Origin of the sequence: Clostridium oryzae, from assembly GCF_002029235.1 — a bacterium.
Classification (GTDB): domain Bacteria; phylum Bacillota; class Clostridia; order Clostridiales; family Clostridiaceae; genus Clostridium_AE; species Clostridium_AE oryzae.
The window spans coordinates 1-16,015 of the sequence record NZ_MZGV01000036.1 but is presented as its reverse complement, the minus strand read 5'-3'; the positions used below and the strand labels follow the sequence as shown (position 1 = coordinate 16,015).

14 protein-coding genes are annotated in these 16,015 nt (G+C 33.3%); 2 read left to right on the top strand and 12 right to left on the bottom strand.

The annotated features are described in order from the left end of the window. Positions 1 to 83: 83 nt before the first annotated feature. The 4 genes from CLORY_RS14985 to CLORY_RS14970 are packed head-to-tail and all read right to left on the bottom strand — an operon-like array spanning position 84 to position 5,594. Positions 84 to 2,030, bottom strand: coding sequence for an amylo-alpha-1,6-glucosidase (locus CLORY_RS14985; protein ID WP_079425881.1), 1,947 nt, complete (start codon positions 2,028 to 2,030; stop codon positions 84 to 86). 54 nt (positions 2,031 to 2,084) lie between these two features. Beyond that, positions 2,085 to 2,969, bottom strand: a complete 885-nt coding sequence (locus CLORY_RS14980) for a carbohydrate ABC transporter permease (RefSeq protein WP_242954429.1) — start codon at positions 2,967 to 2,969, stop codon at positions 2,085 to 2,087. Between the two features lie 19 nt (positions 2,970 to 2,988). Beyond that, complete coding sequence (locus CLORY_RS14975; protein ID WP_079425877.1) at positions 2,989 to 3,879, bottom strand: ABC transporter permease; 891 nt, start codon at positions 3,877 to 3,879, stop codon at positions 2,989 to 2,991. Between the two features lie 14 nt (positions 3,880 to 3,893). Further along, the gene (locus tag CLORY_RS14970) at positions 3,894 to 5,594 is read right to left on the bottom strand and encodes an extracellular solute-binding protein (protein ID WP_079425875.1); all 1,701 of its coding nucleotides are present in this window, start codon (positions 5,592 to 5,594) and stop codon (positions 3,894 to 3,896) included. A 227-nt stretch (positions 5,595 to 5,821) separates the two neighbouring features. Here CLORY_RS14970 and CLORY_RS14965 point away from each other — a divergent pair, with 227 nt between their 5' ends. Both CLORY_RS14965 and CLORY_RS14960 read left to right on the top strand, forming a co-directional pair. After that, positions 5,822 to 7,054, top strand: a complete 1,233-nt coding sequence (locus CLORY_RS14965) for a response regulator (RefSeq protein WP_079425873.1) — start codon at positions 5,822 to 5,824, stop codon at positions 7,052 to 7,054. Between the two features lie 6 nt (positions 7,055 to 7,060). Further along, positions 7,061 to 8,767, top strand: coding sequence for a sensor histidine kinase (locus tag CLORY_RS14960; protein ID WP_079425872.1), 1,707 nt, complete (start codon positions 7,061 to 7,063; stop codon positions 8,765 to 8,767). 55 nt (positions 8,768 to 8,822) lie between these two features. Here CLORY_RS14960 and CLORY_RS14955 read toward each other — a convergent pair whose 3' ends face one another. The 8 genes from CLORY_RS14955 to CLORY_RS14920 form a co-directional block, all read right to left on the bottom strand. Then, positions 8,823 to 9,014 carry an MBL fold metallo-hydrolase gene (locus CLORY_RS14955; RefSeq protein ID WP_079425870.1) on the bottom strand — a complete coding sequence of 64 codons (192 nt, stop codon included), beginning with the start codon at positions 9,012 to 9,014 and terminating at the stop codon, positions 8,823 to 8,825. 171 nt (positions 9,015 to 9,185) lie between these two features. After that, the gene (locus tag CLORY_RS14950) at positions 9,186 to 10,019 is read right to left on the bottom strand and encodes a sensor histidine kinase (protein WP_079425868.1); all 834 of its coding nucleotides are present in this window, start codon (positions 10,017 to 10,019) and stop codon (positions 9,186 to 9,188) included. A gap of 76 nt (positions 10,020 to 10,095) precedes the next feature. Further along, positions 10,096 to 10,833, bottom strand: a complete 738-nt coding sequence (locus CLORY_RS14945) for an ABC transporter permease (RefSeq protein WP_079425866.1) — start codon at positions 10,831 to 10,833, stop codon at positions 10,096 to 10,098. Positions 10,834 to 10,845: 12 nt separating this feature from the next. After that, positions 10,846 to 11,553 carry an ABC transporter permease gene (locus CLORY_RS14940; protein ID WP_079425864.1) on the bottom strand — a complete coding sequence of 236 codons (708 nt, stop codon included), beginning with the start codon at positions 11,551 to 11,553 and terminating at the stop codon, positions 10,846 to 10,848. Beyond that, positions 11,546 to 12,469, bottom strand: coding sequence for an ABC transporter ATP-binding protein (locus CLORY_RS14935; protein WP_079425862.1), 924 nt, complete (start codon positions 12,467 to 12,469; stop codon positions 11,546 to 11,548). Before CLORY_RS14935 ends, CLORY_RS14940 begins: the two co-directional genes overlap by 8 nt. 106 nt (positions 12,470 to 12,575) lie before the next feature. After that, on the bottom strand, positions 12,576 to 13,256 hold the full coding sequence (locus CLORY_RS14930) for a response regulator transcription factor (RefSeq protein WP_079425860.1): 681 nt from the start codon (positions 13,254 to 13,256) through the stop codon (positions 12,576 to 12,578). A 402-nt stretch (positions 13,257 to 13,658) separates the two neighbouring features. Then, positions 13,659 to 14,477 (bottom strand): sulfite exporter TauE/SafE family protein, encoded by an 819-nt coding sequence (locus CLORY_RS14925; RefSeq protein ID WP_079425858.1) that lies wholly within the window; start codon positions 14,475 to 14,477, stop codon positions 13,659 to 13,661. Between the two features lie 1,288 nt (positions 14,478 to 15,765). Then, a partial coding sequence (locus CLORY_RS14920; protein ID WP_207652216.1) for a VOC family protein occupies positions 15,766 to 16,015 on the bottom strand: 250 nt, incomplete at its 5' end.

Genomic DNA, 16,015 nt, shown 5'->3' with positions numbered 1-16,015 from the left:
ATAAGAAAAACCTCTATACACTATGCAAATAAAATATGGTTTTAAACGTTTCAATTACATTATAGTGATTTTATTCTCATAATTCAACAAGAGATTTGTAATTTATTATATACTCTTAAAATTTCACTAACACTCCAAGCCTGAGCATAGCACCCCTGAGATATTGTTGGATTTTCACCATCATAGATTTCAGCGATCTGACCAACACACCCCTCTCTTAAACATGCTTCCATTACCTCAAGCTGACCTCTTACTGTATCTGCTGCCTCTTTGCTGTAATCATGAACCTTCAAGTATGCAAGATAATATCCTCCTAATGGAAATGCCCATACGGTACCCTGATGATAAGCCATATCTCTTTCAAAATGACTTCCTCCATATTTTGGTTTGAATTTCTTATCTTCCATTGAAAGACTACGCAAACCATATGGAGTGTACAGCTTTTCAAATACTGTGTCTACTACTTGTTTTTCTTGTTCTCTTGTAAGCATTCCAAATGGCACAGAAACTGCCCAAATCTGATTGCAACGAATTTGTTCATCTGCTACAGTTCCAGATAATACATCTCTTAAGCAGCCTTTATCATTATTCCAAAACTTTTTTTGAAAGCTTGTCAATACTTTTTTAGCCAAATTCCCATATTCTGCAGTCATCTTACCCAATAATTCTGAGAAGAATTCCATTATCTTTAAGTCATTATACCAATATGCATTAATTTCCACGGGCTTTCCGTGTCTTGGCGTTGGTAATATATCTCCGAATCTTACATCCATCCAAGTTACCTGTTCGAGATTTGCACCAGCCGTTATTAAGCCATCAGTGTCCATATGGATATGAAAATCTGTCCCTCTCTTATACCAAGAAATAATATCCTCCATAATAGAATACGCTTCCTGTACGAATTCTTCATCCTTGGTATATAAATAGTACTCATATACAGCGCCAATAAATAAAAGTGATGCATCCGCTGTATTATAAAAAGGATTATTGTCACCCTCTGGAAATGTATTTGGCATGATACCCTTACGGCAATATTTTATAAATGTTCTAAAAATATTTTTAGCATCTTCATAACGCTTTGTGGAAATGCAGCAGCCTATCATAGCTATCATAGTATCTCTACCCCAATCACCAAAAAATGGATACCCAGCTATTATGCTCTTTCCATTGGTAGACTCCCTTTCTACTATAAACATATCCGCACTCTTCACAAGCTGTTTTCCAATTTCATCAACCATACCTGATTGTTCTATCAGTCTCTGCTGCCTCTTTTTTTCTGCAACTATCATATTATTTACTGATTCCTCACCGTTTTTTAAACTATATACCACATAGCATTCCTTTTCTTCATGTGAAGAAATTGTAAAGCATAACCTATGATTATGTGCAGCACAGCCAATTGCATCTCTACCATCCCTTGCATCATAAGCATAATATAGCTCCTCTTCATATTGCGTTTGATAAAGTTCCAAAGAACCATTGGTGTTATAAAATAAAGTTATACCATTACTCTTTATTTGTTCATTGCCAGTTTCAAATATCTGCTTTACGTTTAACCTCATTCCTTTATTCACAAACTGCATATAGGGAGTTATCTTAAATTCTACCTCCTTATCAGTATGATTTCTAACCATGTATTGCACTCCCAAGGTATTTTCCCCATGCTTCATAACAATAGTCTTCTGTACTTCAACGCCGCCAGCCTGATAAATCCATACTGGACATACGTCAAACTTGAAAGCATTTAATAGTGTGTGTCCCTTTCGATTTTTTGTATAAGTTACATATTCTTGACTTGATAGGTCATATTTCTTATCCTGTATTTCTATAGTTTCATTTAATTTTGTAATCAAATGGAACCTGTTATTAGGAGCTTTTGTGCAAGCCATAAACATAGCATGATCAGATCTTGCATTTGATCCAATTATAGTCATTGAAGAAAATCCGCCAAGACCATTAGTTATTAGGTAACAATTTTCCTGTCCTCTTTCAAAATTTTTTAAATCATTTTTACCAAATATAAATTTCATTTTCCACCTCAGCATTCTTAGTATTTAATTTAATTCTATTATCGGGCTTCATTGTTATTCTTTTACTGAACCAACAATAATACCTGAGACAAAATATTTCTGCATGAAAGGATAAATTAGAAGAAGCGGAACTGTTGATACAACTATTTTTGCAGAATTTAATGTTCTATTAGAGATTTTAGCTAGCTGCTTCATCTTTTCTGTATCGGTAACCTTTGTAATATCTACATTTAACTGTTGAATGTAAGTTTGCAGTGGATAATTTGTTGTCTTTGATATATAAACTAATGCAGAAAAATAGTCATTCCAATGTCCAACAATAGTAAATAGCACGATAGCTGCAAGTGTTGGCTTAACAATTGATAGATAGATTTTGAATAGAATATCCCATTGAGTAGCTCCATCAATTTCTGCAGCTTCTTCAAGAGATTTGGGAACTCCTCGAAATGCATTCATAAGTAAAATGACATTTCCAATAGGAACTGCTCCAGGAAGAATCAATGACCATATAGTATTTAACAGGTGAAGTTTATTTACAACCATAAATGTTGGAATGAGACCACCAGAAAATAACATAGCAAATATAAAAATGTTCATATATATCTTTTGCGATTTAAATTTTTTGGAACTCTTTGACAACGGATACGCTGCAAGGACCGTTAAAGACATATTCACAAACAGTCCCAGCATAACTCGCTCAACAGATATGAAAAACGAATGCCAAAACTGTGTATCACTAAGTAATTTTCGGTATGACTCAAATGTTAAATTAACCGGTAAAATTCCTACAAGATTTGCCGAAGCTGCCGCATTATCACTAAAAGATATAGCGACCATATTAAGCAGAGGAATCAGACATGACATTGTAAGTAATATTACTACTGACCATATTAATATATCTGCTGTAATGCTTCCAATTGTTCTAGAACGTACCATCATAATCTCTCCTTTCAGAATATTAGAATATTTGATAATCAGTAACTTTTTTAGCAATCTTATTTGCAGAAAGAATAAGAATAATTCCTACAATTGAACGCAACAATCCTACAGCAGTTCCAAGACTGTACTGTCTCTGTATAAGTCCAACCCTATACACATAAGTATCAATAATATCAGCCGTCTGATATACTAACGGGTTATACAGATTAAATATCTGGTCAAAACCTGCATTTAAAACATTTGGAAGATTCATTACTGTAATTAGCATAATTGTCGGCATAAGTCCTGGCAAAGTAACATGTAACATTTGTTTAAATCTATTGGCTCCATCCATATATGCTGCTTCATACAATGCAGGATCAATAGAAGTCAGTGTAGCAAGGTATATAATAGAACCATATCCAAAGTTTTTCCACACATCTGTGATTACAAGCATTGGTCGAAACCATTTGTTACTAGCAGTAAAAAGAATCGGTTTTATTCCCATCGATGATATAAATGCATTGATAGGACCATCATATGAAAAAATATTTAATATTACTGTAGCTAATATTACCCACGATAAAAAATTAGGCAGATACACAACAGTTTGAATAATCTTTTTTGCAAATTTGATACGAATTTCATTTAATAATAATGAAAATATAATTGTTACAAATGTACCAGCAATAATTTTACTTATAGCGATAACAAGCGTATTTATAAAAATCTGCTTGCTATCAGGTATTTGGAACATAAATTTGAAATTATCTAGGCCCACCCAAGGTGAGCCTAATATCCCTTTTACCGGCATATAATTTTGGAATGCCATAATTATACCGAACATAGGTACAAAAGAGAAAATTAATAAGAATATCATTGCTGGCATTATCATAATATGAAAACTTGCTTGATCTTTTTTGTTTTTCATGATAACCCCCTAGACTATTTTGAAGTTAAAGCCTTATTTACTTCCTGTGTAATCTGCTCGCCTCCAGCTTTTTTCCACCTATCTACAAATGTATCAAATGAACTTACTGACTGTTCTCCAGTAATAATTTTTAAATACATCTCTAACTCCATTTTAGATAAAGTTGGCCATTTTAATGACATTGATGCAGTATTGCCAAAGAAAATAGGTTTTACTTCTTTTATTTTTGAATTAGCAACAAGCTGTGCGCACTTAATCGATGAAGTATATCCTGCCCATGCATTAGAATCAATTGGTTTTCCAGCCTTTACATTTTGTAAATAAGTTTTATATGAATTATAGCTGCTCATATCTAAATTATTTAAACCACTTGTTTTTCCTGTTTCAAGAGCCTTTTGTATTCTTTTACCCTGCCTTACAAAAGCATCATAATAATCGATATTTGTAGCAAGAAGGCCTCCGCCTACATTGTATTTGTTATAATCATTAATTTCTTGTATAGATTTTGCATTTTTATCTTCGTATCTCTCATAATCAAACTGCAGACTTGCAAGTTTCATAGCTAATTCTGGATGTTTGTAACCTTTACGAACAACAACATAGCTGCTATTAGGATTACCTGTAAACATTGTTAGTGAATCATCTTTTGCTACTGGAGCTACATACGGAACCCATTTTGCTTTTGGATTTAATTTTAATGTATCAGCTACAGTCCAACTACCCCACCAATTATCCATTACAGCACCACTCTTTCCACTAGTAAGTAATGCCTTGCAGTCATCCGTTGTACGAACTGCAAATTGTTTATCTATTAATCCCTTACTATACATTTCTGAAAGCTTTCCAAGTGCTGTTTTCATTTGCGGCTGTATGGAACCATAAACAGCTTTACCTGTGCCGTCATTCAGCCATTGCTGCGGAAAAGCACCATATAAGGAGAATATATTATTAACCATATATGCTCCTCCTGACGTACCGGCAACTTTATTGCTTACTACAAGTCCAACTGTTTTCCCCTGGGCATTTCCGCCAGGATTTTTATCTGAAAATTGCTGTAAAATGTTCTCTACATCATCTATAGTTTTAGGATCAGCTAATCCTAACTTGTCCATCCAATCCTTTCTAAGCCATAATACACCAGGTCCATGAGAAATTTCTGTAGTCGGAAGCGCCATAAGCTTTCCATCAAATCTTGCCGTATCAAGGCATCTATTTCCATAGGAATCATAAATATCCTTGATTTTTTCACTAGCACATGTTTTATAGACATTTGATAAATCTGCAATTAAACCATTTTCATAAAGCTGTTTAAGCGTATCATAGTCCGACACGCACATTATATCCGGAATTTTACCACTAACTATTGCCATAGAAACTTTCTGGTTATAGTCGTCGCCATTGTTAGCTACAAATGTATTCTCACTTTTAACATTCAGTTTCTTTTTTGCATATCTTGTCCACGCATTATTGGAATCATTATCTCCTTTATATGGAGTTCCCTTTAAAGCTCCATAATTAGCAGCTGTTATACCAACTGTATATTTTACAGTCTGCGGATATTTACCATACGGTGTCGTCATTGCTGCCCTTAGTGCAGGATTTTTGACATTTTCTTTTGATTCAGACGTATCCTTAGAACTTTTACATCCTATTAGAGAAACTGCCATCATAGCTGTCATTAAAATAACACTCATTCTTAAAGCTCTATTTTTCATAATAATACATCCCCCTAATTCTATAATTTATTTGTTGTTCTGCTCCAAAGCGCCGGCTTGCTTTGGAAACATTTTCTTTAATAATTTTATAATGATTATACTGAAATCGTAAACACAAATTTTTTCAGTTTTATATCAAATTTTCCTAATTCATAAATAAATTATTCTATTTCTTATAACTGATGATATAATACTGTTATAAATCAAATGTGAAAGGAACTATTAGTATGCTTACCATATTGATTGCGGATGACGAGAGAGAAGAACGTGAAGGAATTGCATTTTTAATTGATGAATACGATTTCGAATTAAATGTGCTATTCGCTGATGATGGTCGAACTGCTTTATCCTGTCTAAAACAGCAGCATGTAGATATTCTATTTACAGATATTCGAATGCCTTTTATGGAAGGATTACCTCTTATATCTGAGGCTATTAAATTATATCCTAAATTGAAAATTATTTTGTTTAGCGGCTTTTCTGAATTTGAATATGCTAAAAAAGCTATGTCGCTTGGTGTATCTGACTATATATTAAAGCCTGTTAATGTAGATGAATTTAGACATGTTATGGAAACAGTTATAGAGAAAATAAACACTGAAAATCAAGAAGAAGAATTATTATTCGCGCAGCAGGAATATGTTAAAAAACATATTCTCTTATGCGCTATAAACAAAACACTTGTAAATAATAATTTTCCTGTTGAACTAATGAATTATCTTTTCCATCGATATAAAAGAATTATGCTGTTACAATTCGATAAGAATTTTTTTGAAACAGCGGGAACAGAATTTGAGCAAAAAATTTTATCGTATATAAATGTACCAGCAGACTATTTGAATGTAACTCTCTGCCAAAGTTTATTGCTCTTTCATGAAGACGAAAACTATCATAAAATTTCTTTTTATGAAATAGGTAGCTCAATCTATGATCAAATTCTATCTGTGTATAATCAAAATTGTTACATAAGCATTAGTCGTGAAATAAAAAGTATTGAAGACTTAGCCTCTGCTTATTCTCGACTGGAACAATTATTAGAGTGCCGCTTTTTTATGCCAAAAACTTTTATTTTTGATGAAACAGCCCAACAGTCAGAAGAGAACTATAATTCTTATGAAACTTCTACAAATCGAGAAGCTCATTTAGTAAAACAGTATGTAGAGAAGCATTATAACGAAGATTTATATCTTGAAATTCTAGCATCCAAAGTCTATATATCTCCTCGTTATTTAAGTACCATTTTTAAAAAATACGTTGGCTGTGGATTAAACAAATATATAAAAACTATTCGTATGAGAAAGGCGAAAGAACTATTAAAAAATACAAATATTAAAGTTATAGATATCTGCAAGATGGTAGGTTACCATAACTTATCATATTTTTGCCAAAACTTTCATGAATTTTACGGCGAAACGCCAGAAAAGTATCGACAAAAAGGATTACAATATTTAGAGGAGTAATTAAACATGAACAATATTTACCAGTGCTTACAGCAAAAATTATCTAAAATGAATTTTCGTCAAAAGACAATGCTTGCGTTTCTATTAGTGAGTATGATTCCCCTAGTTGCTCTTGGCAGTTTCAGTTTCATTGAAACTAGATCTTTTTTAATAAATAGGGCAAAAAACGATTTACAAGCTACTCTTAATCAAACTTCATTAACTCTAAACAATCAATTAGAAAACTATAATAAAATAATACTTACATTAAGTTTTAATCAAGAAATTGTAAATGCCTCTAATATGCATTATACAAATACATATGACATGTACAATGCACTTAACAATGTCTTTGATACAAATTTCATAATCGCACAAAATTTAATCAATGGAGTAAAAGGAGTTACCCTCTATACTGGTACGAATCTTCCGCAGCACGGAAATACTGTGATTCCCATAAAAAAAATAGCATCAAAAAAATGGTATGCTGATATTCGACAATCTGTAGTAACTAAGTGGTATTATAGTAATAATGAATTATTCTGTGCAAGACGCATTTTAAATACCAAAATACCAAATCCAAAAGTTAATATCTGGGTAATAAAAGTAAACTATGATAATACTTTTACATCATTAAAAGCATTGGTGAAACATGGAACTAATGTTATTGTAACAGACAATAAAAATAATATTGTTTATGCATCACAGTCAAAGGTAGCTTATCATCTATCAAATATAATCAATTCATCAAAAAACGGTTTTTCACTTAATAAACAGAAGTACACAATAATGCATTCCAATTTATCTGTGCCAAATTGGAATGTATATCTATATGAGCCAACAAATCAGATTACCAGTTCTGCTCAATGGATTTCTATTACTGTTATTATTCTGATTTTGTTTTGCTATATTATTGTTTTTATCGCTAGCAGACTTTTTTCTAGGAGAATGGTATTTCGTATTGAACGCTTACGCGAAAACATTAAAATTGTCGAAAGTGGTACCTTGGAAGTGACTGTCGCCAGTAATTCAGAGGATGAAATTGGAGATTTAATTCGAGGCTTTGATAAAATGGTAAGCCGAATCAAACATCTTATTGATGAGGTCTACGTCGCTAAAATTCATCAAAAAGAATATGAAATAAAAGCACTGCAGGCTCAAATTAATCCTCATTTTCTTTACAACTCCCTCTCCATAATAAATTGGAGAGCTCTACGCATACACGCAAATGACATTAGCCAAATGGCACAATTGCTGTCTAATTTTTATAGAACAACTTTAAACAAAGGCAAAAATATAACTACTATAGCCGACGAGTTGCTAAATGTGGAATCTTACATAAACATCCAACTAATTATGCACAGTAATAGTTTTGATGTGGATTATAAAATTGATACCAGCCTCCAATTGTGTCAAATGCCCAATCTTATGCTTCAACCTTTAGTTGAAAATGCCATTCTGCACGGAATTGAAAACAAATTGGATGGACGCGGAAAAATCACAATTATATGCGAACGAGTAGACAAGTGTATACTATTTCATGTTAATGATAATGGAATTGGCATTTCCGAAGATCAAATTCCTTATTTGCTGCAGAATCAGTCTAAAGGATATGGATTAAAAAATGTAAATGATCGAGCAAAATTAATATATGGTGATACATATGGACTAACTATTGAAAGTACCGCTAATATAGGGACTAGCATTATTTTAAAAATCCCATTAAGTAAATGATATGAAATAAAATCAGTTCTTCATATACACCTACATAACAAATTAGAATTTGTGGTTAAAACTCCATAACCAAGCCTACATATAGTTGATGAACTACATTACCTAATTCTTCCTTTAAAATATTAAATGACCGTTTTCCTGTGCAATGCCCAGTATAAATAGCCTCTATTCCTGTCCTTTTAATTCTTCTAGCAAGCTCTCTGACTTCAGCTTTTGATTTATTATAAATATGAAAACCACCAACCAAAGTTTTAATTCTTTTATTTGGTTAAAATCCAACTTAAAATTCCATAAAAATAGGCGAGAAATTTACTTCTAGCCTATAGTTAATGTTATCTGTTATTACTTAGCATTATTACCTCCATAAATTGGATTTGTTATTAGAAATTCGGAATAAGTCATGACAATATTACCTGCCTTACAGCAGCAATTCTATGCAAAGGCTGCCATCGTTAACTATTGCAGAAATACTCCCGTCTAGCTTTTCGACAAGTGACTTGACAACTGCAAGCCCCAATCCGGTACTTTCACTATGCCTTGATTTATCTCCAATATAAAATCGTTCAAATAGTCGTTCTGCTTTGATACTTCCAGCATCATGAACACTATTACTAATTTGAATACATGCTTTGCTATTTTGAAACGCATCCAGCTCAATAGATATTTTTCCATCAGAATAGCGTACAGCATTCGTCAACAAATTTTGAAGGATTCTCTCTAACATGTTACGATCTGACAATATAAATACAGACTCTTCTGGTAATCGTATATCTGGCTGTATCTTTCTACTTTCCAACATAGGCGCGTTTTCAGAAAGAAAATTGATTACCAAATTGGAAATATTGATTTTCTCTATCTGTGGCTGTATGTCATCTGTATCAAGAATAGCAAGATCATAGAAAGTTTCAATCAATTCTTTCATTCGTTCCGATTTGTGCATTGCTATTTCAACACGATGCTTTTCCGCTTCATGTAAATCTGATTTTTGGAGCAACTGTAAATGTCCCATAATAACTGTAAGAGGTGTGCGTAAATCATGTGATATATTTGCAATAGACTCCTTCAAATGCTCCTCATGCTGCAGGGCACAGGCCACTTGATAACGCTGTTTGGAATAATATTGATTGAATTTCCCTGCAAGTTTCTCCATATCACGGTCAATGAGAGAGATGTCCAATATTTTTTCAGTTTTACCACTGGACAATTCACTGATCTGACGGGTCAAATTCCTTACCTGCTTCTTCAGCATCATATACCGCACCAGCAATCCAATCAGAAGCAGTGTTAAAATTACTAATAATCCTTTTATATTGAACACCTCCTAACCATTATTTCAAATCGCATTTTCTAAATATTCTCCAAGACATCAATAACAGCACTATCAGCCAGACTGTTCCTACTATCAAGCTGAAGGGTTGAATGATTGCTGATGATCTTACCACCTCTCTGATTTGATATATTGGCAGAAATGCGATAGGAAGACCTAATTCCATTCCATATCCCAAATATAGGCTGAGTACGAATACAATGGCAGCAGTAACACCTACTGACTTTGCAGTATTTCTAAAACAGTAACAGCATAATATCGGAATCAGAAATACTACACTATTTAATAGAAGCGAATAGACAACAGCCTTTATAATACTATAAAAAAACAGTGCTGCTCCTACAATTCCAAAGCGTCCATATTCACGTATACAACCCGCCAACGGATAAATAATAGCCATCAGATTAAATGCTATCAAATATACTATAAGCTTACAACTAAAAATCTGCCTTCTACTGTGACCTGCACAGATTTCCTGGTCAATGGTTCTCCAAGAAAACTCCTGCCCCAGAATCAGTGCAAGAATACTGGAAACAATAATTAGCACAAATGTCGAATCATATACCATGCCATTAAAAATATCTGATAATGATTTAGCTGCTCCACCAGAAGGTCCTAAAACCTCCATCAAGTAAGTATCGGCTGTAAAAAAACCTATAAGGAAGATACCGATCATTCCTCCCCAAAAAACACGGTTATGCAATAACTGATACCGTTCCATTTTAAGCAAATTATTCAAAATGAGCCCTCCTTATTTTATATCCAATTTATCAAATTGGATATATGCAATAGCAAACATACCTACAATCCATAAAATATCAATTCCAATCACACTAATATTAGAAATTGGTAGCTGATTTACTGATAACAATCGTAATTGCCCCATAGGAAGGATTGTCGCAAATATTTTTGTACTATCACCATTTAATATAAAAATCATTAAGAAAAAGGCAATCATGGGAATTAAAAGCGTTTTTCCAACATCCCTGAAAAAAAACGATGCTAATAAAGGCAGCATTCCCATAGCTAATATTGAAAATAATACAACTAAACAATCAGAGAGCATTTTCATAGCAGATACATTTGCAAACTTTAGAGATGCAAATGTTCCTGCAAAGCCGTCTATAATCAAGGGTACTAATAATATTAAGACGGATGCAACCAAATATGTGACCATTTTTGCCACCATAACAGCACCACGTCTATGACCTGCACTGATAAAACTATGGAGTGTGCGATTGACAAAATCTTCTCCAACAAAGAGTGCTGCGAAAATAGTAATTAGTAAATACAGCAGCGGCATATTATACAGTGAAGCATAAAATAACCCAGATGTCAGTGCCACCACATGACTATCTAGTATCATAAGGCTTTCTAGCACAATCGAAAACAAAAGCATCACCCAGAAGCTTCGGTTATGCCAGAGCTTATACATTTCACATTTTAAAAGATTATTCATGCGAAGTTCCTCCCACTTTACTCAAAAAATAATCCTCCAATGTGTCCCCTGATATATTCAGACCTGTTACAAGAATATTAGCTCCAGACAGAATCTGTGCAACCCTCTCAACCTCATCCAGGTGCTCATATAATCGAAGCATTCCATCAGGCATAAGTTGAATGTTTTCTGTGTTCAGCTTATCCTCTAAAACCAGAAGTGCTTTTTCTGGATTTTGTGTTTTAATTGCAATATGTTTTTTGCAATGCTCATCCAATTCTCTTGCAGACAGTTCCTCGATGACCTTTCCCCTATCCAACAGAATAAATTGTGAAGCGGTCTGATATAATTCTTCAAGTATATGACTGGACACCAAAATAGTCATACCATATTCTTTATTAAGGGATTTTAAGAGATTTCTGATTTCCACTATACCAGTTGGATCAAGACCGTTAATCGGCTCATCCAAAATTAAAAACTCCGGTGTGTTTAAAAGAGCTATAGCAATTCCCAGCCTCTGGCGCATGCCCAGAGAAAAATTACGCACAGCTTTTCTACCTGTACCTTTCAATCCAACTGAGTGCAGGCACTTTTCAATAATTGCCTTATCTGGAATGCCTCGCTGGATACGCTGCACTTCCATATTCTGATAAGCACTAAGATTTGGATACAGAGCCGGAGTCTCAATCATGCAGCCAATACGCTTTCTTTGCATTTGCAATTCTACACTGCCTGATTCCCCCCAAAGTGCCAGTTTACCCTCAGTTGGAAAAGCGAGCCCTGTAATTAACCGGAGAAATGTTGTTTTACCTGCTCCATTTTGACCTATAAACCCGTAAATCTTACCTTTTCCAATTTTCAAGTTGATATGATCTAAGGCAACTGTTTTGTTATATACTTTTGTAAGGCCATGTGCCTCTAAAATGATAGAATCCATGTTATTCTCCTCCTTTTCGATTATCATTCTAAACCCAAATCTTAAAGAATTTCTTAAATGGACTCGAAAAATTGTAAAATAAGGCTAAAGCTGAGAGCAGTAGCCCTCAGCCTTGATGCAAACGATAACCAATTCCCCAGACAGTATCTATATATTCTTCCTTTGGAGCTATCATTTTAAGTTTATTTCGCAAATTGCTTATATGAACATTCAGCGTATTATCTTCGCTGAAATAATCCGCATTCCACACACTTTCAAACAAGTTCGCTTTTGAAAAAACTTTATCAGGATACTGCATAAGTAACTCCAAAATACAAAACTCTTTTGCAGTTAGCATAAGTTCCTCACCTTTCAAAAATGCAGTGTTATTATGAACATTTACAATTAAATCCCTATAGGACAGTTCAGGCTTTGATGTTGTCTGAAATTGTACTCTGCGGAGATTGCTTTCAATTCGGGCCAAAGCCTCCTCCATATCAAAAGGTTTGGTAATGTAATCGTCGGCGCCCAATCGTAACAAATCAATCTTATTCTGGGTTGTCCCTTTAGCAGAAATGATTATAACCGGAACCGTTGATAATTTTCGAATATCCTCAAGCACTAAGTCACCACTTCTGTAAGGGAGCATAATATCCAACAAGACAATGTCTATTTCATTTTCAATAAATTCATCTGAAACATGAAGTCCGTTATAATGTGAAATAGCTTTATATCCATTTTCTGATAAAAAATCAGCCAGCAGATGGTTGATTTCGACATCGTCTTCAACAATTAAAATAGTACACATATCCATTCTTCCTTATCCTAGAATCACTATAATAAAATAACACCAATCTATAATTGCTAATGCACAACTTGTATTTGCATTGTTAATAAACTTAGTTTATATCTGACCATTCAACACATCCAAAAAGAAAATATAAATCTTTAATCTTTACTTTATGAATTTTTAAAATTGTTTTTCCAATACCAAATGTTATTTGTGCAATATGGCATTTACATACCTTTACAAAAACACATGTCCAAGTTCATGAATAAAAAGCATTATTGTTACGATAAATAAAAGTGTAATCATTATTTTCGCATTTTTATATTACCATATTTTAGAGTTATGTATCAACGGATTAGAAAACTGCTATAATCATGTGAATACAACTTTTTATATTTTTAAATATTTACTTTATATCCTTTAAAATGCCATAATAATAATTCTTATTCCTACAATGGCTAATGCAACTGCAAGACTTCTAATTATTGCTACTCCATGAATTTTTCTTGAAAGCCTCGCACCTAATTGAGCTCCAAATAATACTCCAATGGATAAGGCTGCTGTTTGTATTACGCTAGATTGGAACACCCCATTCACTATGTGAACTATGGTTCCTGAAAAAGACATTACTGCTAAAACAAAATGTGATGTAGCAGTTGCAATATGAACTGGATAATTTAGTATATTAACTAGTACTGGAACATGTATAACCCCCCCACCTATACCTAAAAAACTAGACATAAATCCTACAAAAACACTTACTACTATTCCAATAACAGGATTATATGAAAATGTGTGCACTGTTCCTTCATTATCTATTACTGTTCTTGTAACGTATCCCTTCTTAACTACTATATTGTTACTTATTCTTTCCTCTTTTGTTCTTACAATTAAGAATATTGATACTATAACTAGTATTACACCAAATATTCCATTAAAAAGCTGTCTTGGTACATATGATGTTATGACCGATCCTAATACTGATCCCGGAAGTGTTGCAATTGCAAAAATTATTCCTGATTTATAATCAATACGTTTCATCCTAGAATAAGCAAAAGAGCCAGATAATGCATTAAAAAATACAACTGCTAGAGAAATACTAGTTATTGTATCTGGACTCTTGTCCGGATATAGTAGCAGTAAAATAGGTACCAGTATAAATCCTCCACCTGCACCTATTAAAGTTCCAAATGCTCCAATTAAAAATCCTAAAGGAACTAACAATAAAAATTGTATCAATTTACAAGCCTTCTTTCATAACAATTATGTCTTATAATTACACTAGATTTCTAAGACTCTCAATTTTATAAATTATTAATAATGTAAATATGCTTCATTATATATTATACATTATCTTTTAACCATTTTGGAAATAAGTTTTATATTTTCTAATTTTAATTGCTATATATTGAATTTTTTTACTTCAAAAAGAACAAAAAAGGAAAAATACAAATAAACAAAAGGTAAAACTTAAGCCTAAGAAGAAAACTTCTATATCCTCAGACAGCATGGCATTACATAGAATAGGAAGAACATATACTGATTTTAATTTGTTTCTTACAGAGAATCCAGATACTTGAGTAGTTGAAATGTATACTATACATGGAACAAGAAACTGTAAAGTACTTCTCACATTCTTTTTCCGCAAGTGTTCGTAATGCTTGATAGTTCATCTTTTTAGAACAGGATTTGTTTTTTGCTATGCATAATAAACTCTTTGTTATCATAGTAAATACAATGTACTGATTAAACTCGTTAATAAGCTGTATGATGATATTAAGAACTTTATAATAAATAACTGTAATTTTATAACTACATAATTAATTTATCATGCTGTCAAGGACAGCGGCTTACTTCACCTACATATTCTACCCCAGCTTTCTATCTCCCTTTTTGCCTTTCACCCTTACTTTCTTTTCTATATTTTTTCATAGCAAACTTTACACTAACGCGTTGTAACTTTCTTACGATTGTCCTACCTTAAGGAGCCCATAGGGCTTACCAAGTTCCACTACTAGTAGATGCGAATAGGTTAAGTATCCTTCTATATTCCGATGGACATATGGGTCGCTGCACGATTTAACAAACAAGAAATCTTTCCTGTCCATAAATAAGCTTTATCGCCACAATACGCTTATCTCGCATTACGAAAATTGCAAAGGTTCAGCTACTTCTTATACATTCCTATTCTTCCCCCAGCCTGGAATCAGATTTGCGGCAACCTTTTTCCTTCGACACTTAACTCTCATGCAAACCACACTCCAATTACTCAGAATGCAGTTTCGAGCGGGGATATGCTTAGCGACTAGCATAGTTTCTTTGAAACACTACTCTTTAGCGACTTCTTGTCGCACATTTGAATTGCAAACCAAAAACACCCCAAAATCCATCTCTGAATAATGCGGTGTTGTAGAAGAATATTCTGTTTTTTTGTCTCGTTAAATAAGAATATTATGTAAGAATTTTACTGAAGATTATGCTTATTAATCACGCAGTATATTAAGCCAATTTTGCCTACACTTTAAATTTATTCCTCATGCCCTCTACTTCCAATCTCAAGCAAATTACCTTCAGGATCCGCAACATAAAAATTTCGTATACCAAATGGATAGGTTACAGGTTCACCTGTAAATGACTTTACTCCAAGTGTCATTAATCGCTCGTATTCTCTGTCAACATCAGAAAATTTTGGAAGCCAAATGCCAATTTCCATTGTCAGGTTAATTCCCTTCAGCGGGTAATAGGACTCACCTACAGCTTCTGCAAAAGCTTTTCGA

Bases quoted from the DNA above. Each gene is read 5' to 3' on its own strand.
- CLORY_RS14970 (WP_079425875.1), bottom strand. From the start codon at position 5,594: ATGAAAAATAGAGCTTTAAGAATGAGTGTTATTTTAATGACAGCTATG.
- CLORY_RS14950 (WP_079425868.1), bottom strand. From the start codon at position 10,019: ATGATGCTGAAGAAGCAGGTAAGGAATTTGACCCGTCAGATCAGTGAA.
- CLORY_RS14960 (WP_079425872.1), top strand. From the start codon at position 7,061: ATGAACAATATTTACCAGTGCTTACAGCAAAAATTATCTAAAATGAAT.
- CLORY_RS14940 (WP_079425864.1), bottom strand. From the start codon at position 11,553: ATGAATAATCTTTTAAAATGTGAAATGTATAAGCTCTGGCATAACCGA.
- CLORY_RS14965 (WP_079425873.1), top strand. From the start codon at position 5,822: ATGCTTACCATATTGATTGCGGATGACGAGAGAGAAGAACGTGAAGGA.
- CLORY_RS14980 (WP_242954429.1), bottom strand. From the start codon at position 2,969: ATGATGGTACGTTCTAGAACAATTGGAAGCATTACAGCAGATATATTA.
- CLORY_RS14985 (WP_079425881.1), bottom strand. From the start codon at position 2,030: ATGAAATTTATATTTGGTAAAAATGATTTAAAAAATTTTGAAAGAGGA.
- CLORY_RS14930 (WP_079425860.1), bottom strand. From the start codon at position 13,256: ATGTGTACTATTTTAATTGTTGAAGACGATGTCGAAATCAACCATCTG.
- CLORY_RS14975 (WP_079425877.1), bottom strand. From the start codon at position 3,879: ATGAAAAACAAAAAAGATCAAGCAAGTTTTCATATTATGATAATGCCA.
- CLORY_RS14935 (WP_079425862.1), bottom strand. From the start codon at position 12,469: ATGGATTCTATCATTTTAGAGGCACATGGCCTTACAAAAGTATATAAC.